The 25,623-nt window shown below is 71.0% G+C and carries 25 protein-coding genes; 7 read left to right on the top strand and 18 right to left on the bottom strand.

The features are described from left to right. The first annotated feature begins 6 nt into the window (after nt 1-6). Nucleotides 7-456 (top strand): nitroreductase family deazaflavin-dependent oxidoreductase, encoded by a 450-nt coding sequence (locus OG534_RS33975; RefSeq protein WP_326593216.1) that lies wholly within the window; start codon nt 7-9, stop codon nt 454-456. Nucleotides 457-525: 69 nt separating this feature from the next. Here the strand turns inward: OG534_RS33975 and OG534_RS33970 are convergent, their stop codons facing one another. The 5 genes from OG534_RS33970 to OG534_RS33950 all read right to left on the bottom strand — a co-directional run bounded on the left by OG534_RS33970 (nt 526) and on the right by OG534_RS33950 (nt 5,895). Next, nucleotides 526-849, bottom strand: coding sequence for a hypothetical protein (locus tag OG534_RS33970; RefSeq protein ID WP_326593215.1), 324 nt, complete (start codon nt 847-849; stop codon nt 526-528). Between the two features lie 28 nt (nt 850-877). Then, nucleotides 878-1,081 carry a hypothetical protein gene (locus OG534_RS33965; protein WP_326593214.1) on the bottom strand — a complete coding sequence of 68 codons (204 nt, stop codon included), beginning with the start codon at nt 1,079-1,081 and terminating at the stop codon, nt 878-880. A gap of 196 nt (nt 1,082-1,277) precedes the next feature. After that, nucleotides 1,278-2,846, bottom strand: a complete 1,569-nt coding sequence (locus OG534_RS33960) for a phytoene desaturase family protein (RefSeq protein WP_326593213.1) — start codon at nt 2,844-2,846, stop codon at nt 1,278-1,280. Further along, nucleotides 2,843-4,978 carry a serine/threonine-protein kinase gene (locus OG534_RS33955; protein WP_326593212.1) on the bottom strand — a complete coding sequence of 712 codons (2,136 nt, stop codon included), beginning with the start codon at nt 4,976-4,978 and terminating at the stop codon, nt 2,843-2,845. The genes OG534_RS33960 and OG534_RS33955 overlap by 4 nt, the downstream gene beginning before the upstream one ends. A gap of 26 nt (nt 4,979-5,004) precedes the next feature. Further along, nucleotides 5,005-5,895, bottom strand: coding sequence for an oxygenase MpaB family protein (locus tag OG534_RS33950; protein WP_326593211.1), 891 nt, complete (start codon nt 5,893-5,895; stop codon nt 5,005-5,007). Nucleotides 5,896-6,036: 141 nt separating this feature from the next. Here OG534_RS33950 and OG534_RS33945 point away from each other — a divergent pair, with 141 nt between their 5' ends. Beyond that, a complete protein-coding gene (locus tag OG534_RS33945; protein ID WP_326593210.1) occupies nt 6,037-6,429 on the top strand; it encodes a TOBE domain-containing protein in 393 nt (130 codons plus the stop codon). A 74-nt stretch (nt 6,430-6,503) separates the two neighbouring features. On the opposite strand, the gene OG534_RS33940 is transcribed toward OG534_RS33945, so the two are convergent. The 7 genes from OG534_RS33940 to OG534_RS33910 form a co-directional block, all read right to left on the bottom strand. Beyond that, nucleotides 6,504-6,938, bottom strand: coding sequence for a DUF11 domain-containing protein (locus OG534_RS33940; RefSeq protein WP_326593209.1), 435 nt, complete (start codon nt 6,936-6,938; stop codon nt 6,504-6,506). Nucleotides 6,939-7,018: 80 nt separating this feature from the next. Next, nucleotides 7,019-8,884 carry a glycoside hydrolase family 15 protein gene (locus tag OG534_RS33935; protein ID WP_326593208.1) on the bottom strand — a complete coding sequence of 622 codons (1,866 nt, stop codon included), beginning with the start codon at nt 8,882-8,884 and terminating at the stop codon, nt 7,019-7,021. 285 nt (nt 8,885-9,169) lie between these two features. Next, on the bottom strand, nt 9,170-9,580 hold the full coding sequence (locus OG534_RS33930; protein ID WP_326593207.1) for an enediyne antibiotic chromoprotein: 411 nt from the start codon (nt 9,578-9,580) through the stop codon (nt 9,170-9,172). A gap of 249 nt (nt 9,581-9,829) precedes the next feature. Beyond that, nucleotides 9,830-10,792 carry an FAD binding domain-containing protein gene (locus tag OG534_RS33925; protein ID WP_326593206.1) on the bottom strand — a complete coding sequence of 321 codons (963 nt, stop codon included), beginning with the start codon at nt 10,790-10,792 and terminating at the stop codon, nt 9,830-9,832. Then, nucleotides 10,789-13,368 (bottom strand): molybdopterin-dependent oxidoreductase, encoded by a 2,580-nt coding sequence (locus OG534_RS33920; protein WP_326593205.1) that lies wholly within the window; start codon nt 13,366-13,368, stop codon nt 10,789-10,791. The genes OG534_RS33925 and OG534_RS33920 overlap by 4 nt, the downstream gene beginning before the upstream one ends. 193 nt (nt 13,369-13,561) lie before the next feature. Continuing rightward, nucleotides 13,562-13,717: a hypothetical protein gene (locus OG534_RS33915; RefSeq protein ID WP_326593204.1), complete on the bottom strand. Its 156-nt coding sequence runs from the start codon at nt 13,715-13,717 to the stop codon at nt 13,562-13,564. Nucleotides 13,718-13,733: 16 nt separating this feature from the next. Continuing rightward, a complete protein-coding gene (locus OG534_RS33910) occupies nt 13,734-14,603 on the bottom strand; it encodes a DUF3152 domain-containing protein (RefSeq protein ID WP_326593203.1) in 870 nt (289 codons plus the stop codon). Nucleotides 14,604-14,793: 190 nt separating this feature from the next. Between OG534_RS33910 and OG534_RS33905 the strand changes: the two genes are divergently transcribed. From OG534_RS33905 to OG534_RS33895, 3 genes are read left to right on the top strand one after another with little or no spacing between them, the layout of a single operon-like run. Beyond that, entirely contained in the window at nt 14,794-15,483 is a 690-nt protein-coding gene (locus OG534_RS33905) for a response regulator transcription factor (protein ID WP_326593202.1), read from the top strand. Then, nucleotides 15,480-17,102, top strand: a complete 1,623-nt coding sequence (locus OG534_RS33900; RefSeq protein WP_326593201.1) for a HAMP domain-containing sensor histidine kinase — start codon at nt 15,480-15,482, stop codon at nt 17,100-17,102. The genes OG534_RS33905 and OG534_RS33900 overlap by 4 nt, the downstream gene beginning before the upstream one ends. After that, nucleotides 17,099-17,665: a hypothetical protein gene (locus OG534_RS33895; RefSeq protein ID WP_326593200.1), complete on the top strand. Its 567-nt coding sequence runs from the start codon at nt 17,099-17,101 to the stop codon at nt 17,663-17,665. Before OG534_RS33900 ends, OG534_RS33895 begins: the two co-directional genes overlap by 4 nt. Before the next feature lie 69 nt (nt 17,666-17,734). Here the strand turns inward: OG534_RS33895 and OG534_RS33890 are convergent, their stop codons facing one another. The 4 genes from OG534_RS33890 to OG534_RS33875 form a co-directional block, all read right to left on the bottom strand. Continuing rightward, the gene (locus OG534_RS33890; protein WP_326593199.1) at nt 17,735-18,214 is read right to left on the bottom strand and encodes a hypothetical protein; all 480 of its coding nucleotides are present in this window, start codon (nt 18,212-18,214) and stop codon (nt 17,735-17,737) included. Nucleotides 18,215-18,311: 97 nt separating this feature from the next. Continuing rightward, a complete protein-coding gene (locus OG534_RS33885; protein ID WP_326594005.1) occupies nt 18,312-18,863 on the bottom strand; it encodes a VOC family protein in 552 nt (183 codons plus the stop codon). Nucleotides 18,864-19,136: 273 nt separating this feature from the next. Next, entirely contained in the window at nt 19,137-19,997 is an 861-nt protein-coding gene (locus OG534_RS33880; RefSeq protein ID WP_442807189.1) for an NPP1 family protein, read from the bottom strand. A gap of 87 nt (nt 19,998-20,084) precedes the next feature. Beyond that, the gene (locus OG534_RS33875; RefSeq protein ID WP_326593198.1) at nt 20,085-21,110 is read right to left on the bottom strand and encodes a hypothetical protein; all 1,026 of its coding nucleotides are present in this window, start codon (nt 21,108-21,110) and stop codon (nt 20,085-20,087) included. Nucleotides 21,111-21,362: 252 nt separating this feature from the next. Here OG534_RS33875 and OG534_RS33870 point away from each other — a divergent pair, with 252 nt between their 5' ends. Together OG534_RS33870 and OG534_RS33865 are read left to right on the top strand one after the other, a co-directional pair. Next, nucleotides 21,363-21,755, top strand: a complete 393-nt coding sequence (locus tag OG534_RS33870; protein WP_326593197.1) for a hypothetical protein — start codon at nt 21,363-21,365, stop codon at nt 21,753-21,755. Nucleotides 21,756-21,843: 88 nt separating this feature from the next. Then, nucleotides 21,844-22,845 carry an ArsR family transcriptional regulator gene (locus OG534_RS33865; RefSeq protein WP_326593196.1) on the top strand — a complete coding sequence of 334 codons (1,002 nt, stop codon included), beginning with the start codon at nt 21,844-21,846 and terminating at the stop codon, nt 22,843-22,845. Between the two features lie 43 nt (nt 22,846-22,888). Here OG534_RS33865 and OG534_RS33860 read toward each other — a convergent pair whose 3' ends face one another. After that, nucleotides 22,889-25,189 carry a SpoIIE family protein phosphatase gene (locus tag OG534_RS33860; RefSeq protein WP_326593195.1) on the bottom strand — a complete coding sequence of 767 codons (2,301 nt, stop codon included), beginning with the start codon at nt 25,187-25,189 and terminating at the stop codon, nt 22,889-22,891. A gap of 149 nt (nt 25,190-25,338) precedes the next feature. Beyond that, a complete protein-coding gene (locus OG534_RS33855; protein ID WP_326594002.1) occupies nt 25,339-25,551 on the bottom strand; it encodes an MbtH family protein in 213 nt (70 codons plus the stop codon). Between the last annotated feature and the right edge of the window lie 72 nt (nt 25,552-25,623).

Below are 25,623 nucleotides of genomic sequence, written 5' to 3'. Positions count from 1 at the left end.
GAGCCCATGACAACCGACATCGACTGGGACAACCCGACCGACCCCAGGCCGGGAAGCTGGCAGCTGGACCACGTCAAGCAGTACGTGGCCTCCAACGGCTCCGAGGGCCAGTACTGGAACGGCACCCAGACCCTCCTGCTCACCACCGTGGGCCGGGTCTCCGGCAAGGCCGTGCGCACTCCCCTCATCTACGGCGAGGCCGACGGCCGCTACCTGGTCGTCGCCTCCAAGGGCGGCGACCCCGAGCACCCGCTCTGGTTCCGGAACCTGACCGCGCACCCCGAGGTCCGCATCCAGGTCGGCGCCCGGATCCTCCAGGGCACGACCCGCACCGCGAACGCCGAGGAGCGTGCCGCGTACTGGCCGCTGATGGTGAAGCACTGGCCCGCGTACGACGAGTACCAGACCAAGACGGACCGCGAGATCCCGATCGTGGTCATCGAGCCGGTCGCATAGGCCCGTCGGCCGAGCCTCGTCGGACCACGCTTTTCCCCGGGCAGGGCCCTTCCCCGCCCGGGGCCTCCGTCACCTCAGTGGCACGTGCGTGCCACCTTCTCCAGCTCGCCCCCCCCACACGGCCACGTCCCGCGGGCCGATGTGCGGCGCGGCCAGGGACCGTACGCGGAAGGGGTTGTGCGGTGTCGTCCCGTCCGCCTCACGGATCATCAGGTCCTGCAGCGCCGGCGGAATGGAGCGGTCCTCGGTGAAGCGCAGGAACGTGCGCGGCACCCGACCCCACTTCTCCGGCAGCCCGCGGGCGTCGGCGGCCCCGATCGCGGCGGACTCGTCCGGCTCCAGGGTGTTGAGCAGCGCGCGCACCTCGGCGTCCGGGAGGTCACTGCCCAGCACCTCCTTGGCCGCCGCGAAGAAGGCGGGGTCACCCGAGCGCCAGTTGACCCGGGTTGACGCCGAGTTCCGGAGGGGTCTGGACGGCGGTGAGCCGGAACAGGGAGCTCGTGGACGCCTCCGGGGTCGCCATCAACTGCGTCACCGAGGCGTGCCGGGTCGGGCAGAAGGCCGACCCGTACACCAGGTGGGAGATCAGTTCGGGCACTTGGTTGGCGACCGCGTTCACCGTCACCCCCGTGGGAGTTGCTCCCGGCGCCGTGGACGAGGACGAAGGTGGGCGCGCCGTGCCGTGGTGCGTCGACGCCCAGGCTGTCACTCGTATCGACACCGCCATTTAAGTTACTCATGAGTAGGATTCTAGGCGTGGGCGCTCCCATGACCAGCTGGTTTCGGCCGTCCGCCCCGCCGGACTCCGCGGCGGCGTCCTGCTAGTGCCCGAGCACGGCCATCGCCGCGTTGTGCCCGGGGACCCCGCTGACGCCGCCGCCGCGAACCGCCCCCGCCCCGCACAGCAGTACGTTGCGGTGGGCGGTCTCCACGCCCCACCGGCCGTCCGACTCGCCGTACGGCCAGGACAGGTCGCGGTGGAAGATGTGCCCGCCGGGCAGCCGCAGTTCGCGCTCCAGGTCCAGCGGGGTCTTCGCCTCGATGCACGGGCGGCCGTCCGCGTCGAAGGCGAGGCAGTCGGTGAGCGGTTCGGCCAGGTGTGCGTCGAGTTGTGCGAGGGTGGCGGTCAGCAGCACCTCGCGGGCCTGCCAGTTGTCGTGTCCGAACAGCCGGGCCGGGGTGTGCAGGCCGAAGAGGGTGAGCGTCTGGTAGCCCTCCTCCACCAGCTCCGGTCCGAGGATCGTCGGGTCGGTCAGCGAGTGGCAGTAGATCTCCGAGGGCGGTACGGAGGGCAGTTCCCCGGCCGCGGCCTCCGCGTAGGCCCGGGCGAGCTCGGCGTACCCCTCCGCGATGTGGAAGGTGCCGCCGAAAGCCTCCCGCGGGTCCACCGTGGTGTCCCGCAGCCGGGGCAGCCGGCGCAGCAGCATGTTGACCTTGAGCTGGGCGCCCTCGGGGGCCGCTGCCGCGTCCTCGGGCGGCGTCTCGCCGAGGAGTTCGGCCAGCGCCTGCGGGGAGGCGTTCACCAGCACCGTGCGGCCGACCACCCGGCCTTCCCCCGTCGCCGTACGGAACACCACCTCGGCCGGAGCGATCCCGTCCGTGTCGATCCGCAGCACCTCGTGGCCGGTGGCGATCTCCGCCCCGGCCGCGCGGGCGGCCTGCGCGAGGGCGTCCGTCAGCGCGCCCATGCCGCCGACCGGAACGTCCCAGTCCCCGGTGCCGCCGCCGATGACGTGGTAGAGGAAGCAGCGGTTCTGCGCGAGGGAAGGGTCGTGCGCGTCCGCGAAGGTGCCGATCAGCCCGTCGGTGAGGACCACCCCGCGGACCAGGTCGTCGGTGAAGTGCCGCTCCACCGCCTGCCCCAGCGGCTCCTCGAAGAGCATCCGCCACGCGGCCTCGTCGTCGACCCGGGCCCGCAGCTCCGCCCGGGTGGGCAGGGGCTCGGTCAGGGTCGGGAACACCCTCTCGGCGACCCGCCCGGTGGTTCCGTAGAAGGCGCGCCAGCTCTCGTACTCCCGCTGCGAGCCGGTCAGCCGCGCGAAGGACTCCCGGGTGCGCTGCTCACCGCCGCCGACGAGCAGCCCGCCGGGCCGCCCGTCGCGTTCGACCGGCGTGTACGAGGAGACCGTGCGCCTGCGCACCGCGAAGCGCAGGTCCAGGTCGCGCACGATCTTCGCCGGGAGCAGGGAGACGAGGTAGGAGTAGCGCGAGAGGCGGGCGTCGACTCCCACGAAGGGGCGGGTGGAGATCGCCGCCCCGCCCGTGTTCCCGAGTCTCTCCAGGACCAGCACCGATCGGCCCGCCCGGGCCAGGTAGGCGGCGGCCACCAGGCCGTTGTGCCCACCGCCCACGATCACATCGTCGTACACGTCCCGCCCGAAGGTCGTCATGGCTCTTGGTAACACACCTGGCCGAGCCGCTCCAGACAGTGGGCCTCGTCGGCGTGGGCCAGGGCGGTGTCGGGATGCTCGTCGCCCAGGGCCCGCTCGCGGATGCCGGAGAGCTCCCGGTAGATGGGCAGCGCCTCCTCCCAGCGGCCCAGCCGGCCGAGCCCGACGGCCAGCTCCCGGCGGCTGACCAGGGTGTCCGGGTGCTCGGCACCGAGCACCTCGGCCCGTGCGGCGCCCACCTGCCGGGCCTCGGCCACCGCCTCCTCCCAGCGCTCCAGGCGGCCCAGGTTGACCCCGAGGACGTGCCGGGCGCGCAGGGTCTCGGGATCGGCCGCGCCGTAGGCACGGGTGCGGTCGCGGACCAGGGCCCGGAACAGGTCGAGGGCCCGGGCGCTGTTCCCGGTGCGGCCGAGCGCGATGCCGACCTCGTAGCGGGCGGCCAGGGTGTCGGGGTGGTCGCGGCCGAGCACCCGTTCCCGTACGGCGGCGACCTCGCGGAAGCCGGCCAGGGCCTCCTGCCAGCGGTCCAGGCGGCCGAGGGCGTACGCCGCCTCGTACCGGGTCAGCAGGGTGTCCGCGTGCTCGGCGCCCAGCACGGTCGCCCGGTCGGCGGCGACCCGGGCGGCGGTGGCGTGGGCCTGCGCGAACCGGCCCAGCGCCCCCAGGGCGCAGGCCAGGTTGTGCCGGCAGCGCAGGGTGTCGGGGTGCAGCGGACCCATGGTCCGCTCGCGGGCGACGAGCACCGCCCGGTAGATGTCGTGCGCCTCCTGGTGGCGTCCGAGCCGGCCCGTCTCGTACGCCGCCTCCTGGCGGGCCGCGAGGGTGTCGGCGTGGTCCGCACCGAGCACGCGGGTGCGCCCCTCGGCCACGGCCACGTACGCGGCGAGCGCCTCCTCGGGCCGGCCCGCACGGCTGAGGGCGTAGGCGCGGGCGTGGCCGGCTGCGAGCGCGTCGGGGCCGGTCTCCCGCGGGCCGGGGCGGCTCGCGAGGCCGTACGCCGCGGTGAGCCGGGGGTCCTCGGCCGGCTCGGGGCGGACGATGGCGGCGTCGCCGGGGCGGACGATGGCGCCGTCGCCGGGCCGGGCCGCGGGGTGCCGGCCGTCGGGGCGCGGGACGGGCTGCTCGCCGCTGGTGCGCGCGGCCGTCCAGGAGCCGGTGAGCACGGCCCATTCACCGCTCGCGGGGCGGGCGTCGATCCCGGCCTTGCGCCCGGCGGTCATTCCGTGGGCCCATGCCGGGAGCGGAGCCTGGGCACCGGGCAGGCCGCCCGGTCCCCGGCGTGCCTCGACGAGTCGGCGGTGCACGTGGCGGGCGTCTCCGGGCCGGTCCTCGGGGCGCTTGGCGAGCAGGTCCAGGACCACCTCCTCGAAGTAGCCGGGCAGCTCGGGGCGGTGCTCGCGCAGCGGTACGGGCGCGTTGTCGCGGTGGCCGACCAGCACCGACCAGGAGTCGCCGAGGTCGAAGGGCGGGGCGCCGGTGGCGATCTCGTACAGGACGCAGCCGAGGGAGTACAGGTCGCTGCGGTGGTCGAGCTCGCCGCCCGCGATCTGCTCGGGCGACATGTAGTGCGGGGTGCCCATGGCCATGCCGCCGCCGGTGAGCTTGGCGGTGAAGCCGATGTCGTGGGCGAGGCGGGCGATGCCGAAGTCGCAGATCTTTACGGTGCCGTCGGTGAGCCGCATGATGTTGGCGGGCTTCAGGTCGCGGTGGACGACGCCCTGGTCATGGGTGTAGCCGAGGGCGGCGGACATCTGCTCCGCGATGTCGACGACCACGTCCACGGGCAGCGGGCGGGTGTCGTTGTCCTCCAGGAGCTGGCTGAGGTTGCGGCCTTCGAGGAGCTCCATGACGAGGTAGAGGGGACCGCCCGCGGCGCTGTCGTCGCCGAAGTCGTGGACGACCGTGACACCGCGGTGCTGGAGGGACGCGGCCACGCGCGCCTCGCGCCGGAAGCGTTCGCGCAGCACCTGGGTGAAGTGGGCGTCCTGCTCGGCCCCGATCGGCTTGAGGCACTTCACCGCGACCTGCCGGCCCAGCGATTCGTCGCGGGCGCGCCACACCTCGCCCATGCCGCCGCGCCCGATCAGATCGAGCGACCGGTACCGGCCCTGGATCAGTCTGGACTCCGCCATGTCTTAAAGCCGCCCCCGTTGTCGCGCTACGCCCTCCCCGGCCGGTCCAGTATGGCCGCTGATGTACGCAGTGTGTACGGCGAGGGGCGGCTCCCGGGGCCCATGCGACGCATCGCTTTCAAGATGTGACCTGGCGGCAGCTTCCACCGCAGACCTGCGGGAATGCTGCGCAGCACGAGTCCGGTGAGGCGCAGGCGCCGGGTGACGCTGCGCGGTGCCGGAGCGGGCCGCCCGTACAGCTGGTGCGCCCATCCCGGGAGGGAACCGTACGCGGGACCGGCGATGCGGGGCCACAGCAGGTTTCGGCCAGGCACGAGGAGCGGGTGCACGGGCGGGCCCCGCAGGAAGTCGTCCACGGCGTGGGCGTCGGGGCCGGCGGCGAGCTCGGGCCGGATCCGCTCGAAGTAGGCGGCGAGCTGGGCGGTGTCGGCGGGGACCCCGGCCGGGTCGAGTCCGACGAGGCGGGCGCCCACGCGGTTCTCGTCGACGTAGCGGTCGGCCTGGGCGGCGGTGAGGCGGACGCCTGAGCGGCGCAGGACGTGCAGGAAGCTGTCGATCTGCGCGCAGTGGATCCAGAGCAGCAGCTCGGGGTCGTCGACGGGGAAGCGCTCGCCGGTGTCCGGGTCGGTGGCCGACAGGGCGCGGTGGATCGCGCGGACGCGGCTGCCGGCGCGCTCGGCGGCCTCGGTGGTGCCGTAGGTGAGGGTGCCGACGAAGTCGGCGGTGCGCAGCAACCGCCCCCAGGCGTCGTGTCGGAAGTCGGAGTTCGCCATGACCCCGCGGACGGCGCGCGGGTGGAGGGCCTGGAGGTAGAGCGCGCGGATCCCGGCGACCCACATGATCGGGTCGCCGTGGCACTGCCAGGTGACGGACGACGGGCCGTACAGCCCCGGATCGGCGGTCGTGGTGTTCCCCATCCCCGTACCTCCCCGTCGCAGGCGCCCGACGGCTCCAGCCTACCGATCAGCGGCCCCCGGCGCCCTCGCGCGCAGGCTCCGCGGGGATCCGGCCGCCGCTGCGGGGCGGGCGACGTCCTGGCTGCGGCATAGAGTTGCGGGGTGCAGCTCTACACCATCGGCGAGGTCGCCCAACTCCTCCGCGTCAGTACCGACACCGCCCGCCGCTGGGCCGATGCCGGTCGCTTCCCGACCGTGCGGGACGGTACGAAGCGGATGGTCGAGGGCGTGCACCTGGCCGCCTTCTGCGTGGAGCTCGCCCGGGAGGCCGCCGCGGACGACGACGGGTCCGCCACGTCGGCGCGCAACGCGCTGCCCGGGATCGTGACCGCGGTGACCCTGGGCGAGGTCGCGGCCCAGGTCGAGATCCAGGCCGGCCCCCACCGCGTGGTCTCCCTGCTGACCCGCGAGGCCGTCGAGGAACTCGGACTCGCCGTGGGCGTCCGGGCCGTCGCCCGCGTGAAGTCGACCAGCGTCCACATCGACGTGGACTGACCCGTCCGGTGGCGCCGACCCGGCAGGTGGCGGCGCCACCGGGCGGTGGGGCCCTTCCAGGAGTTCGGCCGAATTCAGCCGCGGCCGGTCACCCGGGTGGTGGCCGTGGCGGAGTCGTTCCTCCCGTTCGGATCCTTGGTCCGGGAGGCGACGGCGGCCGTCGCGGTCACGGTGGACGGGTGGGAGGCGCGCACCGTGACGTGGAAGAACCGCTGCTGTCCGGCGCCCAGGGTCTTGATCCGCCAGGTCGCCCGGGCGGGACTCCCCCGGTCCGAGTCGGGGGACGCACCCGTGACCGGCGCCCCGCGCGGCCGGTCCAGACTGACGACGAGGTCCTCGGCGGCGAAGGGTCCGGCGTTCGTCACCGTGACGGTGTAGGTGAACTCGGTGCCGACGCGTACGGCGTCGGGGGCGTTCAGACGGACCGCCAGGTCGGCCCTGGCCGGCCGGCGTCGAGCTTCAGGCGCCCGACGCGGTCGCCGGCGACCTGTCAGGCCACGGTGGGCCAACAGGCTGACGGCCGAGGGAGTGCTCTCCTGCCCCTCCCGCCCGAAGCCTGACCTGGAGGCCGCCCCCGGGGCCGGGCCCGCTAGCCGCGGCTCGCGGCCCGGTCGAGTTCCGTGTCCAGGGCTAGGGCCGCGGCGATCAGGGCGAGGTGGGTGAAGGCCTGCGGGAAGTTGCCCAGTTGCTCGCCCGTGGGTCCGATCTCCTCGGCGAACAGCCCCACGTGGTTCGCGTAGGTGAGCATCTTGTCGAAGGCGTAGCGGGCCTGATCGAGCTGTCCGGCGCGCGCGAGGGCGTACACGTAGAGGAAGGTGCACAGGGAGAAGGTGCCCTCGGAGCCCAGGAGGCCGTCGGGGGACGCGGCCGGGTCGTAGCGGTAGACGAGGCTGTCGGAGACGAGTTCGCCGTCCATGGCTTCCAGGGTGGACAGCCAGCGCGGATCGTTCGGGGTGATGAAGCCGACCAGCGGCATCATCAGCAGCGAGGCGTCCAGGACGGTCGTTCCGTAGTGCTGGACGAAGGCCTGCCGCTCCTCGCTCCACCCGCGCGTCATGATCTGCTGCAGGATGGCGTCGCGGGCGGCGGTCCAACGGGCCACGTCGGCCGGCCGGGCGAGGGTGGTGGCCTGGCGGATGCCGCGGTCGAGCGCGACCCAGCACATGAGACGGCTGTAGGTGAAGTCCTGCTGGCCGCCCCGGGTCTCCCAGATGCCCTCGTCGGGGCGGTCCCAGTTGTCGCAGAGCCAGTCCAGCACGGCGGCGGAGGACAGCCAGCCGTCGTAACCGGCCACGTCGCCGGTCCGGCCCGGCTGGGCGAGGGCGTAGACGGCCTCGCCGTAGATGTCCAACTGCAGCTGCCCGGCGGCGCCGTTGCCCGCGCGCACCGGGAAGGAGCCCCGCCACCCCGCGAGGTGGTCGAGGACCTCCTCGGTCAGGTACGGATCCCCGTCGACGCGGTACATGATCTGCAGCGGTTCGCCGTTCGGGGCTCCCCCGTCCTGCAACCGCTGCTGGAGCCAGTTGCGGAAGGCGTTCGCCTCCTCGGCGAACCCCAGCTCGCGCATGGAGCGCACGGCCAGGGAGGCGTCGCGGACCCACGTGTAGCGGTAGTCCCAGTTGCGCTCGCCGCCCTCCTCCTCGGGCAGACCCATGGTCGCGGCGGCGATCGGCGCGCCGGTGGGCGCGTACGTCATGAGCTTGAGGGTGATGGCCGAACGGTTGACGATCTGCTGCCAGCGGCCCCGGTAGGTGCAGCGTCCGATCCACTCGTGCCAGAAGCGGCGCACGGCGGCGAACTCCTCGGTCAGTTCGTCGGCGTTCGGGGGCCGCGGTGCCTCGCCGCCGGCGTCGCACACCGTCAGGACGACGGCCGCTCGCTCACCGGCCGTCAGCGTGGCGGAGCCCCGTACGTCACCCCCGTCGGCCTCCAGCGTCAGGGGGCCGACGGCCTGGAGGTGTGCGGTGATGCCGGGTCCCTCGAAGCGGGCGGTGGCGCCGTCCAGGGCCAGGTCGTGGCGCGCGCGGCCGTAGTCGAAGCGCGGCCGGCACTCCAGGGCGAAGCGCACCGAGCCCCGTACGGTCCGCAGCACCCGCACCACCTGGTGCCGGTCGGTGGCGGTGTGCGGATCCCGGACGGGCATGAAGTCGACCACCTCCCCCACGCCCTCGCGCGTGAGGAATCGGGTGATCAGGACGGCGGTGTCGGCCAGGTAGAGCTGGCGGGTGACGACGCGGGCCTCGGATCCCGGCCCGCCGACGGCGGCGGCTCCGGGCGGGTCCGCGGTGATGGCGAAGTACCCGCCGCGGTCGTGGTCGAGCAGTGCGGCGAAGACGCTGGGCGCGTCGAAGCGGGGTGAGCAGAACCAGTTCAGGACGCCCTCGGAAGACACGAGCGCACACGTCTGCAGGTCCCCGATCAGACCGTGCTCGGAAATCGGCGGATAGGGACGCATCAGCCCTCCACGACTTGCAGGAGCCACCCGTCCCATTCTCGTGCCCGCCGCCGGTGATCGCCATGCGGACACCGGATGGAATGGAGCGTCCCATACGACACGGCAGTCGATATCGCTTCGCCGACAAAAACTCGCGTTATCGCTTCGCATCGTGTAAGGGAATTCAGTCCACGTCTTTCCGCCGCGGACGCCCCACTTGGGGCCCGGCCGGCGCCGGGCCCCAGGGGTACGAGCGCACCCGTGGGACGGTGCCCGAAAGGGGGCACCCGGGTCGCTCGGCGGGACTCAGCCGAAGGAGATGTCGGCGCCGACCGCACCGGTGGCTTCGACGTAGGCGACCAGCTGGCACTGCTGCACCCCGCAGTCCACGGACACCGTGGAGCCGGTGCTCCAGTCGGTGGCGGAGAACACCTTCTTCACGGTGTAGTTGGTGGTGAAGCTGCCGTCAGCTGCGACGACGGCCTTCGCCAGGCTGTCGGTGCACTTGTTGCCGTCGGCGCACTGCGACACGGCGACCTCGACACCCGCGGGGTACCCGATGCCCGTCACGGTCACGGACTGGTCGTTGGCCAGGCCGGTGCCGGGCGACACGGTCACCGTTGCGGCCGCGGAGGCCGGGGCCACCGAGAAGGCGAAGGCGGCCGCGGTGGCGGCGGTCAGCATACCGGCCTTGGCGATTAACGAACGCTTCTGCATAAGGATCCTCCAATAACGCGCGGAACGGCCTGTCTTGTTGATCAAGCCACGACCAGATTCAAATGCGGCACTGGAGGTTCACTCGAATTCCACTCGAATTCGATCACAGGTCGCGCCTGAAAATCGGGCCGTTTCCGGGCCGCCGCACCGTGCCCTCACGCTCATTTCCACGAGGGCGAAAGACGCGGACGTGCCGAGCTCCGCGCGGCCCTCACCGGGCGCGCGGAGCTCGTGCAGAAAGGGGACGATCTAGCCGGCGGCAGCCGGGCCGGCGGCCTGTTCCAGGGCTTCCAGGACGGTGTCCCTGAACAGTCCGGCCTTGTAGCCGGTCTGCGGCAGCGGCCTGCAGCGGGCGAGTACCGTCGCGGCCGCGTCGGCGAGGACCGCGGGGGTGGCCTCGCGGCCGATCAGTGCGTCCTCCACCTCCGGCAGCCGCAGCGGGACGCGCGCCACCCCGCCCGCGGCGACGGCGGCGTACGTGATGGTGGCGCCGTCGAGCGCGAGCCGGGCGGTGGCCTCGACCAGGGGCCATTCGGCGTGGGCCCGGCTGATGGCCCGGTGGCAGGCGGCCCGTTCGCCGGGCAGGGGTGCGGGCAGGTGGACCGCGGTGAGGATGCGCTCCGGCGGCAGCAGGTGGTCGGCGTGGAAGAGCCGGTCGCCGTCCCCGTACAAGTCGGCGACACCGCGCGGGGATTCGCCGTGGATCTCAGCTTCGGCATCGTAGGTGAGCAGGGCCATCGCGAGGGTGGACGGGTGCGGTGTGACGCACGGGCCGTCGCCGCTGACCACGCCGAAGTGGTGGTCGCCGGCGCGCGCTGGGCAGTCGGTGCCGCCCTTCTGGAGGCAGCTGACGTGCGGGTTGCGGTAGTACCAACAGCGGTTGCGCTGCAGCAGGTTGCCGCCCAGGGTGCCGGCTGCGCGGATCTGCGGAGTGGCCGCGGTCCCGGCCGACACGGCGAGGGCCGGCCAGCCGGCGCGCAGCTGCGGATCGGCGACCAGCTCGGCGAGGGTGGTCAGCGCGCCGATCCGCAGACCGCCGCCGGGCAGCGGCGTGCAGCCGCGCAGGTCGCCGACGCCGTCGAGGTCGGTGAACGGCCCCGGGGACACGCCGCTGCGCTGCCGGGCGGTGGTGTCGGTGCCACCGGCGCGCAGCTCCCCGCCGCGGGCCAGGACGGCGGCCGAGAGGTCGGCGAGGGCGGGCTCGGTGCTCACTTGCCCAGTCCTTCCAGGAGCCGGTCGGGGCGGATGGGCATGTCGTACGGGCGCCAGCCGGTCGCGTCGTGGACCGCGTTGGCCAGACACGCCGCGGTGGGCAGGGTCGCGATCTCGCCGAGGCCGACACCGCCGCCGGGCACGTGCTCGAAGCCCTCCTGATGGAAGTGGACGGTGATCTCGGGGGTGTCGCCGATGCCGGGGATGCGGTAGTCCTCCAGGTTCTCGGTAAGCACGCGACCGGTGACCGGGTCGGTGCGCCGCTCCTCGTACAGGGCGTAGCCGACGCCCTGGACGACGGCGCCCTCGCACTGGCTGCGGGCCAGGCGGTCCTCGTGGATGCGGCCCGCGGCGATGCCGCTCCACACGCGCAGCGGGCGGATCCGGCCGAGCCGCGTGTCCACCTCGACCTCGGCGACCTGCACCGATCCGGTGAAGCCGCGGCCGATGGCGATACCGCCCAGGGTGAAGGGGGTCACGTAGCCCCGGCGGTCGCGGGGGCGGCGGCCGGTCACCCGCAGGCCGTGCGCCTCGTCCAGGCGGGCGGCGACGTCACCGCCGCCGAGCGCCTCGCGCAGTCGGGCGGCGGCGTCCGCGGCGGCGGGCGCGAGGGAGGGCGTGGTGCGGCTGCCGCCGGAGGTGGGACCGTGTACGGCATCGCTGCGGCCGACCTCGGCGCGCACCCTCCCCTCCGGTACGCCGAGCCCCTCGGCGACGGCCCGGCGCAGCACGGTCCGCGAGCCCGTGCCCATGTCCTGCACGGCGCAGCGGGCGACGACGACCCCGTCCTCGACAGTGAGCTCGACCTCGGTGACGGGATCGAGGAAGTACAGCCAGTTGGCCGCGGCGACGCCGACACCGCGGCGGAACCGCCCGGTGCCGCCGCGGGGGCCCGACCAGACCGGAAGCGCGGCGGCCCGGTCGTACAAGGCGTGCCGCTTGGGGTTGCCGTCCCAGCGGCGGCGCAGGGCGATCGGGTCCTGGCCGAGCCGGTGGGCCATCTCGTCGACGGCCTGTTCCAGGGCCCAGCACATCGTGGGTCCTCCCGGGCCGCGGAACGGGGCGGCCGGCGGCCGGTGGGTGACCGCGTCGAAGTCACGGAGCCGGCGCGGGGCCTTGCCGTACATGAAGCGGGCCAGTGATGCCACGGAACCGCCCACCGAGACCCCGCCGTCGGTGTCCGCGTCCATGGCCAGCGCACTCAGGTCGCCCGCCCCGTCCGCGACCATCGCCAGCCGGATCCGGGTGCCGGGCCGGTATCCGCCGTCGGTGAGCTCCTCGTCCCGGTCGAGCACCACCCGCACGGGGGCGTCGTGCAGCCGGGCCAGCTCCGCCGCGGCGACGACATCGGAGGTCAGCCCCATCTTGCAGCCGAAGCCGCCGCCTACGTGGACGGCCCGCGCCACCACCCGTTCGGCGGGCAGGCCGAAGCGCTCGGCGGCGAGCTCGGCCGTGTGCTTCACCGACTGCGTGGACACCTCCAGGTGGAGGGTGCCGTCGACCCATTGGGCCAGGCAGGCGTGCGGTTCGAGCGGGGTGTGGGTCTGCGCGGCGGTGGTGAACACACCCTCCACCACCCGCTCGGGGTTCCGGTCCCGGGCCTCCAGGATGCGGCGCACGGCCGTGGCGGGGCGCTTGCTCATGGCGGAGGGCCCCCGCAGGTTGCCGCGCCAGCGAGTGGGCAGCAGCTGGGGGGTCTCGCCGGACCCCGGCGCCCGCTTGCGCGCCGCCTTGTCCTCGTAGACCAGCGGGCCCTCGCCGGTCCGGGACCGGCGTGCGTCCAGGGCCGCCGGCAGCACCTCGTAGTCCACCGTGACCCGCGCCGCGGCGGCCCGTGCGGAGGCCCGGTCCGGCGCGGCGACCGCGGCCACCGGCTGCCCGACGTACCGCACCACGCCGTCGGGAGGCAGCAGCGGCACCAGCGGGTGGTCTCCCGCCTCCAGGGAGCGTACGTGCGCGTGCGCGTGCGGCGAGCGGATGATCACCCCCTCCAGCAGTCCCTCGGGGCGCAGGTCCGTGGTGTACCGGGCCGATCCGTCGGCCTTCTCCGGGGCCTCGGCGCGCGGGACCGCCGGCGCCTCCCCGCCGGCGGGCTCCGTGTCGGCCGGCTCCGTGTCGTACTCGCCCGCGCAGGCCGCGGCCACCGCGCGGAAGATCCCCTCGTACGCGCCGCACCGGCACAGGTGGCCCGCCAGCGCGTCCGCGATCGCCTCCCGCCCCGGCCGGGTGCGGCCGTGCGCGGCCCGCCACCGTTCGAGGAACGCCGCCGCCCCGACGACGAACCCCGGGGTGCAGTAGCCGCACTGGAGGGCGTCCTCACCGGCGAAGGCCCGCATGACCGGGTGGCCGGACAGGCCCTCCACGGTCGTCACCCGCCGGCCGGCCAGCGCGACCGCCGGCGTCAGGCAGGACACGCGGGGCTCACCGTCGACCTGGATCGTGCAGGCCCCGCACACCCCGCCCGAGCAGACCAGCTTGGTGCCGGTCAGCCCCAGCCGGTCGCGCACCACTTCCACGGCGGCCGGGTCGTCGTCCACTTCCACCGTGCGCCGGGCGCCATTGATCTCGATCTCCAAGAGACGTACTCCTCAGCCGTGGGGTGGCGACCGTCGGGCCTCGCGCTCACCTTCACGCTCCTTGATATCCCGCTCCGGGTGCCGGCGCAGTTCGGCACGCACCCGGATGAGTCGTCTCTTTACAGATTTTGACTGTCAGATCATCACTTTCCACCCGACCGGATCGAGCACGGCTTCGCCCGGATGGAGACCTTCAGGAGCGCAGAGCGGCGACGGGTTCCCTGCGGGAGGCCCGCAGTGACGGGTAGAGACCGGCCAGGCGTCCGACGAGGGCTCCGGCGACCGGGGCTCCGAACGCGAGAGGGACGTCCAGAACCGGAGTCCAGTCCCTGATGGCGGAGACGGCCACGCTGGCCGTCGCCCGTTCACTGCACGGGCGGGCCGGTGACGAATTGACCGTTCTTGTTGTAGGGCCAGGCGTTGGCGATGCATCCGTGCAGGCCCTTGATCTGCTGCATCATCACGGGAGCCGGTCGGCCGGGGCCCGCGCAGGTCGTGTGCGCGTGGCCCAGGAAGTGCCCCATCTCGTGGTTGATGATCAGCGCCCGGTAGTCGTGGATCGGACCGTCGAAGGTGGGCGAGCCCTTGACCCAGCGCTTGAGGTTCACCACCACCCCACCGGGGACCTCGCAGTTGTATTCGCCCTTGGTGTCCTGCTGGATGCCCGCCAGGCACAGGGCGTCCGTCGTCCCCGGTGTCGCGATCTTCACCGTGAGGTCGTGGGGCTGGCCCGCGCCCACCAACTGGAACGCGTAGGCCTTGTTGTGGGTCCAGCCCCGGGGGGCGGCGAGTATGTCGGCGATCTCGTCCGCCGCTTGGGCCGGTGAGATGCCGAGGCCGGTCTCGACCGTCACCACGTACCGGATGGGACGCGGACCGTGACCGACCTTCGCACCGCCGGCCTGCGCGGCGACGAACGTGCCGGCGCCCGTCGAGGGGACGTCGATCTCAGTGGGAGTCGGGGTCGGGGTGGGCGTGGGAGTCGGGGTGGGGGCCGGGGTGACGGGTGGCGCGCTCCGCGGCTGCGGCGCGCCGCTGGACGCGTCGCTTCGCCCACCGTCCAGGAAGAAGGCAGCGGAGCCGAGCAGACCCGCGGCCGCCAGCGTGCCGACCAGGTACCTCCGTCCCCGGCGCGGGCGGCCCCGGCGGTGCGAGGGCCGCTGACGGCCGCCGCGGTGGGAGGCCACGGCGCCGCCGGTGGTCGATGCGTCTTCCCGCTGTCGTTCCGCATGCATGGCACCACAAGCTGGTCAGTTCGGATGATCGTCATGAGTTCGAATGATCACGAACCGATAACGAGCGGCCGCCCGGCGGGTTCACCGGGTTTCCCGCCCGACGCCACGCCGATGTGACCCTTCTGTAACGGCTCCCGAGAGGGCTCTTTCGCAGGTCGGAGGCCCCGTGCGGTCTGCCCACACTGTCGAGGTGCCACGAGTCCTTATCGTCGAAGACGACCCAGATGTCCGTAAGGCTGTCCAGCTGGGCCTGCGGCACCAGGGCCATGACGTCTTCGCCGCCGAAACGGGTGAGGAGGGACTGGAGCAGCTCCATCCCTTCCATCCGGACGTCGTCGTTCTCGACCTCATGCTGCCGGGGATGTCCGGCCTCGACGTATGCCGGCGGATCAGGGATCGCGACCAGGTGCCGATCATCATCGTGACCGCAAAGGGCGACGACATCGACGTGGTCGTGGGGCTGGAGGCCGGCGCGGACGACTACGTGGTCAAGCCCGTGCAGGCCCGGGTGCTCGACGCCCGCATACGGGCCGTACTGCGCAGGCAGGACGCGTCCGTCTCCGACGCCGTCCGGCCCAGGGCGGAATCGCACGGCGAGCTGATCATCGACCGGGCCGGGCTCGTGGTGACACACCGCGGCGAACCGGTCGCGCTCGCCCCCTCCGAGCTTCGGCTGCTGCTGACCCTGTCGGCCTCGCCCGCACAGGTCTTCAGCCGCCAGCAACTGCTGCAAGCGGTATGGGAGCACAGCTATTACGGCGACATACGGCTCGTGGACGCATGTGTGAAGCGATTGCGCGCCAAGCTGGGTGAGCTGGGCGGGGATCCCCGGTACATCCAGACCGTACGCGGCTTCGGATACCGCTTCGGGTCCGCGTGAGCAGCCGGAGATCCGTACGGCCACGCAAACCCGTACGCGAGCACGTACGCGAGCACGAGGCCGTCGCAGCCGGGCAGCACCCCGCGCCGGCGGGGTTTCGTCGGGCGCTCCTGGCGAAGGTCCCGCTTCCGCTGCGGGGCCTGCGCCCCCGCCTGGTGGTGGCCTTCGTCCTGGTCGCCATGGCCAGTGCCCTGAGCACCGGAGCCGTCGCCTTTCGGGAGGCGCGCACGGGGGTGCTGCAGCAGAGCCAGGACTCCGTCATCCGGCAGTTCCGGACCAGCGTCGAAGCCGCGGTGGTCAACCTTCCCCCGGAGCCGGGCCAGAGCCACCTGCAGAAGGCGGTGAACCACGTGCTCCACGCCAACCAGGCACCGGGGCGGCGGGTACTGGCCACGTACGGCGACCTGCGCGCATCCGAGCCCAGTGGCGGCTTCGACAAGCTCAGCCCGGAACTGCGCCGGTCCGTGGACACCCGGCGCGCCGCCGTGTTCCAGCGGGTGGACGCCGGCGGGCATCCCTACCTCGTCGTCGGAATGCCGGTCACCTACCGCAGCGGCGAAGGCACGGGCGGCGGCGCGGAGCCCGGGCTCTCGGGGGTGGTGATGTACCTGGTGGCGCCGCAGAACACCGAACAGGCCTACGTCGAGGCGATGGTCAGTGCCATCAAGCACGCCACCCTGGTGGCACTGGGCCTCGCCGTCGTCCTGGCGCTGCTGGCCGCGAGCGGCGTACTCCGTCCCGTACGGGCGTTGCGCGGGGCGACACGCCGGATGGCCGAGGGGCACCTCGACGTCCGGCTGGACGTCAACGGTTCCGACGAGCTGGCCGACCTGTCGCTGTCCTTCAACCACACGGCGGCGGCCCTGGAGCTTTCGGTCGCGGAGTTGCGCCGCCTGGAGGCCCGGGCACGTCGCTTCGTCGCGGACGTCTCCCACGAGCTGCGGACGCCGCTGGCGGCGATGTCGGCGGTCACCGACGTGCTGGACGAGAACGCGCTGCAGGTGAACGAGGACGCCGGCGAGGCGTTGCGGCTCATCAGTGAGGGAACCAGCCGGCTGAGCGGACTGGTGAACGACCTGATGGAGATCTCCCGCTTCGACGCGGGCGCGGCCGAACTCAGCCTGGACGAGATCGACCTGGCCGAGTTCGTCCCGCACACCCTCGCCGCTCGGGGATGGCAGGGCCAAGTGGAGACCCACCTGCCCCGGCCGGGCGTGCTCCGGACGCGCGTGGACCCGCGCCGGCTCGACGTGGTGATGGCCAATCTGGTCGGCAACGCGCTGCGGCACGGGGCGCCGCCGGTGCGGCTGACCATGGGCGTGCGGGAGGAGCGAGCGGAAGAGACGTGGGCCGTCATCGAGGTGACCGACAACGGGCCGGGCATCGCCGAGGAGGCCATGCCCCACATCTTCGAGCGCTTCTACAAGGCGAGCACCACACGGACCAGGAGCAAGAGCAGCGGACTGGGCCTGGCCATCACGCAGGAGAACGTGCACCTGCACGGAGGACGCATCAGCGCCGCCAACCTTCCCGGGGGCGGCGCGGCGTTCACCGTCGAACTCCCCCTGCAGCGCGACATCGCAGGCGCCGACCCCGACTCCACCGAGGGTGCCCGGTGAAGGGCTCGCGCGTGACGGCGCGGCTGGTCGGGCTCGCGGCCGCGCTCACGCTGCCGCTGACGCTGACGCTGACGGCGTGCGGAGTCCCGCCGTCCGGCGTCATCCAGGCCGGCGAACCGGCGAGCGGCATGCTCGCCCCCGGTCCGAAGCCCTCGGTGCCGGCCGCCGTCTCCCTCTTTTTCCTGGACGACGGTGATCTGACGGCTTACCCGCGGAAGATCGGCGATCCCGCGGACCTCGGGACCGTCGTGGGCCGCCTGTTCGGCGGACCGACGACGAGCGAGGCCGCGACGGCCACCACGGAGCTGCCCCGGCTGAAGGACACACCGGAGGTGACGGCCGGCAGCGGCAACGGCGTCTCCATCAGGCTTCCCGATGACGTCGCTCCCCTCAGCCGTCCGGCCATGCTGCAGTTGGCGTGCACGATCGCTCACACGAGTGGGGCGTTTGCCGCACTGCCTGCGGCGCAGCGCTCCCCCGCACACACGAGCGTGCATGTACTCGGGGACGGATGGACGATGTCGCAGTCGGCCGACTCGTGCCCCGCCCGTCCGCAGCCGTAGGAGGAGCCGACGGTGCGGGCCGCCTGGGCCCGGAGGGGCACGCCGCCGCCTGTCGTCCCGGCTTCAAGGCTAGGTGCCCGCCGCTTCCAGCTTGTCGATGACACCGACCGTGACGACCGCGAAGAGGACGTGCGGGACGATGTCTGAGATCCAGTCCGCGGTTTCCCAGGTCCGTGGATCCGAGATTCCCAAGAGAACAATCGGCGCATTCGTGGCAGTCAGCGCAAAGAGAGACGCAACGGCATAACGGGAAGCGTTCGCCGGAAGCCAGCCGGCAGCCTGTGCCAATGCCAGCGCCGCCCCCATGCCCATCCCCACGGTGTATCCGGTCAAGGGGCCAAGGCCGGAGATCCGGTTCTCCCGGATCTGATCGTCCCCGGGGATGCGGATACCAAGCTTCGCGGCAATGGTACGCACCGTGATCTCAGGTGTATCGCTGATGGGCCGGCCTCGAACCGCGATGTCGGCATAACCTGCCATATTCAGCGCGCTCGTACCGACGAGTCCCGCAACAGCACCGTGAAGAAGCGGTCGTGTCACGCTGTTCATGGCGGTCCTCCTGCTGAGCAAGCAATCTCAAGTCGGTGACCCATACTCCGAGGATGAGCTTCAAGAGTCACATTTCCGTGAACGCTCCGCACCACGGTCATCGCCCGGGCAGTCGCTCTCGGACCTCCTGAAGCAGCCACCCGTTGCCGTCCGGGTCGCTGAACGTCGCGTACGACTTGTAGCTGGCCGCATCGGGGTGCGGGCCGTCCACCTGTTCCTGGGCGCCGGTGTCGTAGACGCGGTGGAAGATCTCGCTGACCTCGACACCCTGGCTCACCAGTCGGGCGCGGGTCTGGGCGAGGTCCTGGACGACGAGGTACATGCCCTGGGCGGAGCCTGCTGCCGCCGGCGTGATTCCGCGGCCGATGTGGATCGAGCATCCCGAACCCGGAGGTGTCAGCTGAACGATCCGGAATTCCGGGCCCGCCTCGAAGTCCGCATCGAGCCTCCACCCCAAGCCCTGGTAGAAGCGCAGGGCACGATCGACGTCAGCCACCGGCATCACGACGACCTCAAGATTCATGTCCATGGTCGGCTGTTCATCGACGTTCGTTGCGCGGTCCTGCTCTGCGATGCCCACAACGACCTCCCATGCTGCTTTCTGGTTGGTTTCATGGCCTCTGAAAGCCTGTACCTGGCGGAGCAGCATCTTCACCAGGGGATGCACAGGTAATTGATCACGCCTGCCGGCGCCCGCTCCTGCAGCTGTCCGGACGCGAGCGCAAGCCTCGGCGCCGTGCTCGCGGAACGTGATCTCCAGCCTACGCTCGCGGGCGGTGAACGGCTCGCCCAGCAGCCGCCACCGACAGAGGCCCAAACCTCCCCACGCCGACGCCCTGCGGGCCTCAACCGGCCCGCAGGGCGTCGATCACACGTCGACGCGACGCCGCGAGGTGGGAATCACTGCCTGACGTGGGGGACGTCAGCCGTAGGGGTTGAACGCGATAGGCGTGTCGATCTTTGCCTGTGCGGACGCGAGCTGGTTCTCGATGGTCCCGGTTCCGAGCTTGATCGAAGCACTGCCGAAATGGTTCTTGGTGCTTTGGCTGTAGATGAAGTGGTTCCGGTGGTCTACGTCGTTGTAGCCTTCCCAGCCGACCAGGCGCGGGTAGACCCAACCCCCGGTGACGTTCTCCACTGCTTCGTCACCACTGTTGGCTATGCGGAAGCAGTGCGTCGAGCCGCCGTCCTGGTGGTAGACGATCTTCGGATGGGTGCCGCTCGGATCGAAGCGAATGCTGGAACGACCAAAGGTGCTCCAACCGGCGTGGCACGACACCGAGACGTACTTGACCTGATTGTTCTGCACCCAAACGATCACGTGCTCAAAGTCATGAGTGTGACCGGCGCAAGCATTGGGCGCGCAGGTTCCGACCTGGTCCTTCTCGAAGTAGCTGGCGTACATGATCGCGCACCAGCCGTTGTTGCACTTCTCGCGGGAGTAGGTGTTGGAATTGTCCAGCCTCGCGCGATCGTGGCAGTTGACATCAGGGCCACCACCCCCAAGGGGCAGCCCGGAGTTGAGCCTCCAGTCGCTGCGGAGGGCGGCCGTGGCATAACAGCCGTTCCCGTCGTAATCGTAGGCCGGAGAGAAAGTCTGCTCGAGGCCGCTGGCCTTCTGCGGCAAGTTCGTAATGATCTCGGCCTGGGCGGGAGTCGACATGCTGAGCGTCAGGACGAAGGCGCCGAGCGCACTCGCGAGCGTGACACCCCATCCCCTGCGGCGCATCCGAGGCGTGAGGACCGACCTGTTGGGCTGGCCGGCTATCTGACTGATGGTCATGGATCCTCGTTCACTCTTGATGTTGCGGGGCATAAAGCCACCTATGGCACTTCGGTCATTCCTGCGAATGCCGAAGCAAAACAAGGTTCAGCGACTGGCCGTGCGCCAGGCCTCATCGAGGGCCATCTGCTTGAGTTGCTCGACTTTCAGGGCTGGTTCACCGCGGCCGGCGGGCAGGCGGTAGGCACGGGCGTTGACTGCCGAGACCACGACCCGCAGACCGTCCGTGCGGAGAGTGTCGGCGGTCCATGCGACCGCACCTTCGCCACCACCTGAAGCGGGCCCCCGACGGATGCTGATGCGGGTCCCGTCGGGCAAGGTGTCGGCCCCTTCGAACAGTTTCCGCATCGACGGGTCATGGGGTCTCCACCGCTGGACGTTCACGGCAACCAGGCTCTCGCCGTTTCCGTCATCGACCACGACGTGCCCAAATCCCTCCGCCCCTCCCTCGTGCGCCGCATTCAGTCCGGCGGGCAGCAGCTTTTCGATGACGTGGGTGATGTGCTGCCCGGTCATCCTTGGAACCGAAGCCACCCGGGGCCCTTCGGAGGGCGCGGGCATCATGGCGAGCACGGGCTTCCAAACAGGTGAGTTGGCCACGGCTGTGAGCTGATCGAATGTCAGCGGAAGAGCGGTTTTCCCGGCATCACTCTTGCCCTCACCCTCGCCCTCACCCTTGCCCTCGCCACTGCCGCCGGCTTCGGAAACGAAGACCTGCTTGCCGTCCTCATAGGTGAGCAGCACTGTCAGCAGCTGTTCGCCGGACGGCTTGTCCTGGTACTTCGGTGACTGGTCCTGCACGAGCGTTGCCCCACCGGACAGGACAGCCCGCGTACAGCGACTATGGGGGTGATAGGCGGTGTCGGGGCATTCCAGGAACTGGGACGGGACGGGCACCGAGAACCTGCCGAGCTTCACCGCAATCTCTGCTGCCCGACCGCCGTGCTCGAAAAGCAACTCGGCAGAGGGCGCCGGCCCGGACTTGTCGGTGAGCCCCTGTCCCTGTTGCGCCGAATGGTTCCCCTGCGGGAGGAGGGACTCAAGAAGGTGCACCATGTGCTGAGCCGACACCGACGCCGGGACGGGCGTGCGGGGCGGGCTCTCGGTGTACATGGGGCTGTAGGCGACGAGCAGGCCGGCACTCAGGCACACCGGCAGGCTCGACAGGAGTGCTCGAGAGCGCATCGAGCCGGCCGAGAGGCTCAGGAAGCAGCGGAGCCTGCCCAGCAGGGAAGGACCCGTAGGGTCGGTTGGGTTCACAGAGCACCGCTGCTAACCCGGGCTGGAGTAGGAGCTAATGGAGTCCTGGTAGGGGTAACTCAGCTGATTCCATGTGCCCCATGCGGGGAAGCGCCCATAAGTCCCTTGAAAAAAGAAGTCATTCCATGTTTCGAGAACGTACCCGTTGGTCTTGATGGATGTGATCGCATCGTTGAAACCCTCACCTACAGAGGGTGCGTGGTCCACCCTCCAGGGGGCACCGAACGCCTTCAGGCAATCGTTGGGCTGATTTCCTGCCACGTTTGCATGCTTGCAGAGGTACCACGCTTGGGGATCAATCGGCTGGGCGGCGGCGGAAACGCAAGCTGCGGTGCCGACGATACCAACAGCCAGAGCAAGACTCACGGTTACCCTGGCGAGGGATCTCTTGAAACGATGCACGATTCAGACCTTTTGGTGGGCGAGATTTCTGCATATACGATTCCACTCGCTGTTCCGCAAGCTGCCGTTCGAGGGACTGCCGCGCAGCGGATGTGAGTCCAGCATCATCGTCTGACGCAGCGATCACGATCTGATTCGGCCTGAACCGAAGAGTCACATTCCGGAAGGATCCCCCCAGCCCGCCATGGTCTACCGCATACACTTCACGGTGCAGGATCTCGCACGGACTCGTGTGGCCGATGGGCCGATGCCACTGCATGAGCTGGAGCTTGCGGCGCGGGCCGTACAGAGCAGCAGCCAGCCCGCGCGATTCGGTGCCTGGCGGGACCGCACCCGCGCACAGCTGTCTGCCCAAGCGCGCATGGCCCTCGCCCTCATGCCTGCCGTGGGAGCGTCGCCGGGCTTCCTCAGCCCCGCCAAAGCAGGTGCCCTCGAGGACCTCCTGGCACAGGTGCGCAGCACACCTGCCGAACGTATCCGCCACAATCTGCGCGCGATCGCGCCCCATCGCCCTTCGCTCCCCGACTGGACCCGCCGGTTGGCGGACGACGCATCTCTGTTTGCCGAGCTCTGCACGGGACTCGGGCATCTGTACGCCTGCCTGCTTGCCCCGTACTGGGCGCAGTTCGGTGAACACCTGGCAATCGACCGGACTCTGCGCCTGCAACAGCTGCTCACCGGCGGTGTCGAGCGTCTGTTGGCGCAGGCGAACCCTCAGTGGATGCGGTGGGACCCGCCTGTCCTCGAGATCCGGATGGTGGGCGGAGCCGACCGCGACCTGCATCTGGAAGGACAGGGCTTGCTGCTCGTTCCATCACTCTTCTGTGATCGTGCCGTCGTCACCCGCGGCCGGCCCGCAGCCGTCAGCTATCCCGCCGGCCAGGACCCGCAGCGACCCCTTCGGCTCACCGATCGAGCCGCCGCTCCGTGCCATGCCTCCTCCCCCGCCGTGGCCGCCCTCCTGGGGCGCACCCGTGCTGCTGTGCTCACCGCCATCGCAGAACACCAAGGCTGCACGACCAAGGAACTCGCCGCTCGGGCACGTCTCGCGCCCGCGAGTGCGAGCGAGCATGCGACCGCTCTCCGTGCAGCAGGGCTCACCCGTTCGCTCCGCCATCGCAATTCCGTACACCACAGCCTCACCCCCCTCGGCTCGGCCATCCTCAATGGCCATCACGGAGTCTGAGGCGATGTCGTGCCGGCGGGCAGGGCAGGGCGGGGCGGGCCGTTCATGAAGAGGTCGACGATGCCTTGGTGGGCAGTTCTGCCCAGACGCTCTTTCCCTGCGCCCGGTAGCGGGTGCCCCATTGCTCCGCGAGGCTGGCGATGATGAAGAGACCTCTGCCCGTCTCGTCGACGGTGCGGGCGTGTTTGACGTGCGGCGAGCTGGTCGCGGCGTCGCTGACCTCACAGGTCAGCATCCGCTCGTGGATCAGGCGTAGTTGCAGAGGAGGAGCGCCATAGCGGACGGCATTGCCGACGAGCTCACTGACGATCAGTTCGGCGGTGTACGCCGTCTCTTCGTCCACGCCCCAGACGTCCAGCTGACGACGAACCGCTGAGCGGGCGATGGGTGCGGCCTCGGGTTCTGCAGGGAGGTCGCAGGTCAGTACCCGCTCCGGGGGCAGGGGCTTCGTACGGGCGAGGAGGAGCAGGGCTTCGCCTCCGGTGAACGCCTCAGCGATGTCGGCGCACACGTCGGGCCGCGGCCTCCTGCCGGCGCTGTTCAGGAGCGGTCGCAGCGGGGCGGAGGATGCCAGGACCTCGTCCGCGAGCGCGGCTGTGCCCAGCGCCAGGACACTTCCCGCGGGCAGGCTGACGGTTGTCGCGGGGAACGGTGCGTCTCCTGTGTCGGCGAGCAGGGGACCGAGGGGGACGGGCACGGCGGCCGAGGTGCCGTCGGGGAGGATGGCGACCGGCTCCGGCAGGCCGGCGCGCGCGATGGCGAAGGTGAGATCGACCGGATCGTAGACGGCGATGGTGCAGCCGACGGTGAGCGGCTCGCTGTGGCGGGGATCTACGGAAGGCCTGGCGGCGTAGGCGGTGGCGAGTCGGACCGTGGTGTCACTCAGGCGGGCGAGCAGCTCATCGGGCTGCAGATCGAGGGCGGCGAGCGTGTGGATGGCCGTCCGCAACAGACCCGTCGTGATGGCCGCGATGATGCCTCGCCCTGTCAGTTCGCCGACGATCAGCGCGGTCCGTGCGCCGGGCAGGTCGATCACGTCGAACCAGGCTCCGCCGCCTTCCGGGTCGGGAAGGTGCAGGTGAGTGATGTCCACGGTGTCCTGCGTGGCCGGGTGTTGAGGGAGCAGCCTGCGCTGGACGGTCAGCGCGACAACCCATTCGCGCATGTACCGGGCGGCGTTGTCGATGCAGAGCGCGGCGTGCGCGCAGATCGCGGACGCGACCTCGATGTCCTCGTCTTCGAAGCGGTCTTGTGGACCGTGGCGGTAGAAGCTGACCACGCCCAGTGCCCGACCGTGCAGCGCGAGCGGCGCGACGATCAGGGAATGCGCACCGGATCGCTTGACGAGGTCGGCTCGGAACGGGTCCGCGGCCAACCACGCGCTGCCGCTGTCCTCCTCGATCTGGATGACGCGCGGACGGAGGTCGGTCAGGATGTCTGAGAAGGGGGTGCCCGCCGGCAGGGACCGCACCTCTCCCCCCGGGTGTGGCGAGATGGGGCCCTGGAAGGCTACTTGGCGCAGGGGCATGTCCTGATCGGCCGGGACCGGTGGCGCGTCCTCTCCGCGGACAAGGGCTTCGGCCACATCGACGACGGCAGTGCCCGCAAAAGCGGGCACGGAGGCCTGCACGACATCGCGGCAGACGGTGTCCACCATCAGGCTGGGCCCCACCCGGGTGCGGATCGCGTCCAGGAGAACCAGACGGTTCCGTGTCCTCTCGCTCTCGGTGACGTCGGCCTCGGATGTCACCAGTCCGAGCACGTCTCCGCGGGAGTCCTCCAAGCGGAAGTAGGAGACGGAATGGATGCGGCGCCCGGGCGAGCCCGGTGCTGCGCGGCCCCGTACCAGTCGGTTCACCACCGGCTCTCCGCGTTCCAGGACCCTGCGCGCAACGGCGGCTTCTCCCTCGGGGTCCTCGAGGTCGTACACCTCGGTGAAGTGCTTGCCCGACAGGGGCCCCGTTCGTGTGTCACCCGGGGTGCTGATGGCCGTGCTCGCGCGGACCACGCGCAGCTGGTCGTCGAGAACGTGCAGTCTCACCGGGAGCCGGGTGAACAGGGCCTTCAGGATCGTCCCGTCCCACGAGGACGGAGTGCGCCCCTCCCCCTGCACGTGCCAGAGAAGGGATTCGCCGCGCAGTACCGGTTTGACCAGTACCGCAGCCCCGTCCGAGGTCCCTTCGCGCCGCCCTTCGCCGCCGCCGGCGATCTCACGGACGAGGTCGGCCACGGACCGGCCGACGGCCTCCTTCGCGGACCACCCGAACAGCTCCTCGGCCGCGCGCCCCCACTCGACCACCATGCCCTTCTCATCGATCAGTGCGAACACGTCCGTGCCGGGCATACAGAGTCACTCCCTCGACGGATGCCCAGCGCGTGCACGTGGGTGCATGCGCGTGGGCCCCCTCTCCACCGTAGGTGGAGAGGGGGCCCACAGCATGCAGAGCGGGGTGGCAATCCGTGTCGGAAAGCCGCGCCGGTCCCCGAGCCTGCTCAGCCGGCGTTCATGGCGTCTACCAGGCTCTTGGGGCGCATGTCGGTCCAGGTGCTCTCGATGAAGTCAAGACACGCTTGACGCGCTGCCTCCCCGAAGGCCAACTCCCACCCGTTCGGCACGTCGACGAATGTGGGCCAAAGCGAGAACTGACCCTCCTCGTTCTTCAGAACAAGGTAGTTGGCGTCCTGGTCCTCAAAAGGGTTCGTCATCATTCATTCCTATCTGTCATTCAAAGGTATAGATATCAGGGTGGCCAACCCCGGCCAATGGGTTGCTCGACA

Origin of the sequence: Streptomyces sp. NBC_01294, from assembly GCF_035917235.1 — a bacterium.
Taxonomy (GTDB): domain Bacteria; phylum Actinomycetota; class Actinomycetes; order Streptomycetales; family Streptomycetaceae; genus Streptomyces; species Streptomyces caledonius.
This window is presented reverse-complemented; position numbering and strand designations above follow the sequence as displayed.

What these genes read in the sequence shown, in the direction of transcription:
- OG534_RS33875 (WP_326593198.1), bottom strand. Translation starts at nt 21,110, where the DNA reads ATGTACACCGAGAGCCCGCCCCGCACGCCCGTCCCGGCGTCGGTGTCG.
- OG534_RS33960 (WP_326593213.1), bottom strand. Translation starts at nt 2,846, where the DNA reads ATGACGACCTTCGGGCGGGACGTGTACGACGATGTGATCGTGGGCGGT.
- OG534_RS33890 (WP_326593199.1), bottom strand. Translation starts at nt 18,214, where the DNA reads ATGAACAGCGTGACACGACCGCTTCTTCACGGTGCTGTTGCGGGACTC.
- OG534_RS33910 (WP_326593203.1), bottom strand. Translation starts at nt 14,603, where the DNA reads ATGCATGCGGAACGACAGCGGGAAGACGCATCGACCACCGGCGGCGCC.
- OG534_RS33885 (WP_326594005.1), bottom strand. Translation starts at nt 18,863, where the DNA reads ATGCTGCTCCGCCAGGTACAGGCTTTCAGAGGCCATGAAACCAACCAG.
- OG534_RS33860 (WP_326593195.1), bottom strand. Translation starts at nt 25,189, where the DNA reads ATGCCCGGCACGGACGTGTTCGCACTGATCGATGAGAAGGGCATGGTG.
- OG534_RS33935 (WP_326593208.1), bottom strand. Translation starts at nt 8,884, where the DNA reads ATGCGTCCCTATCCGCCGATTTCCGAGCACGGTCTGATCGGGGACCTG.
- OG534_RS33930 (WP_326593207.1), bottom strand. Translation starts at nt 9,580, where the DNA reads ATGCAGAAGCGTTCGTTAATCGCCAAGGCCGGTATGCTGACCGCCGCC.
- OG534_RS33855 (WP_326594002.1), bottom strand. Translation starts at nt 25,551, where the DNA reads ATGACGAACCCTTTTGAGGACCAGGACGCCAACTACCTTGTTCTGAAG.
- OG534_RS33865 (WP_326593196.1), top strand. Translation starts at nt 21,844, where the DNA reads ATGGTCTACCGCATACACTTCACGGTGCAGGATCTCGCACGGACTCGT.
- OG534_RS33955 (WP_326593212.1), bottom strand. Translation starts at nt 4,978, where the DNA reads ATGGCGGAGTCCAGACTGATCCAGGGCCGGTACCGGTCGCTCGATCTG.
- OG534_RS33975 (WP_326593216.1), top strand. Translation starts at nt 7, where the DNA reads ATGACAACCGACATCGACTGGGACAACCCGACCGACCCCAGGCCGGGA.
- OG534_RS33950 (WP_326593211.1), bottom strand. Translation starts at nt 5,895, where the DNA reads ATGGGGAACACCACGACCGCCGATCCGGGGCTGTACGGCCCGTCGTCC.
- OG534_RS33880 (WP_442807189.1), bottom strand. Translation starts at nt 19,997, where the DNA reads ATGACCATCAGTCAGATAGCCGGCCAGCCCAACAGGTCGGTCCTCACG.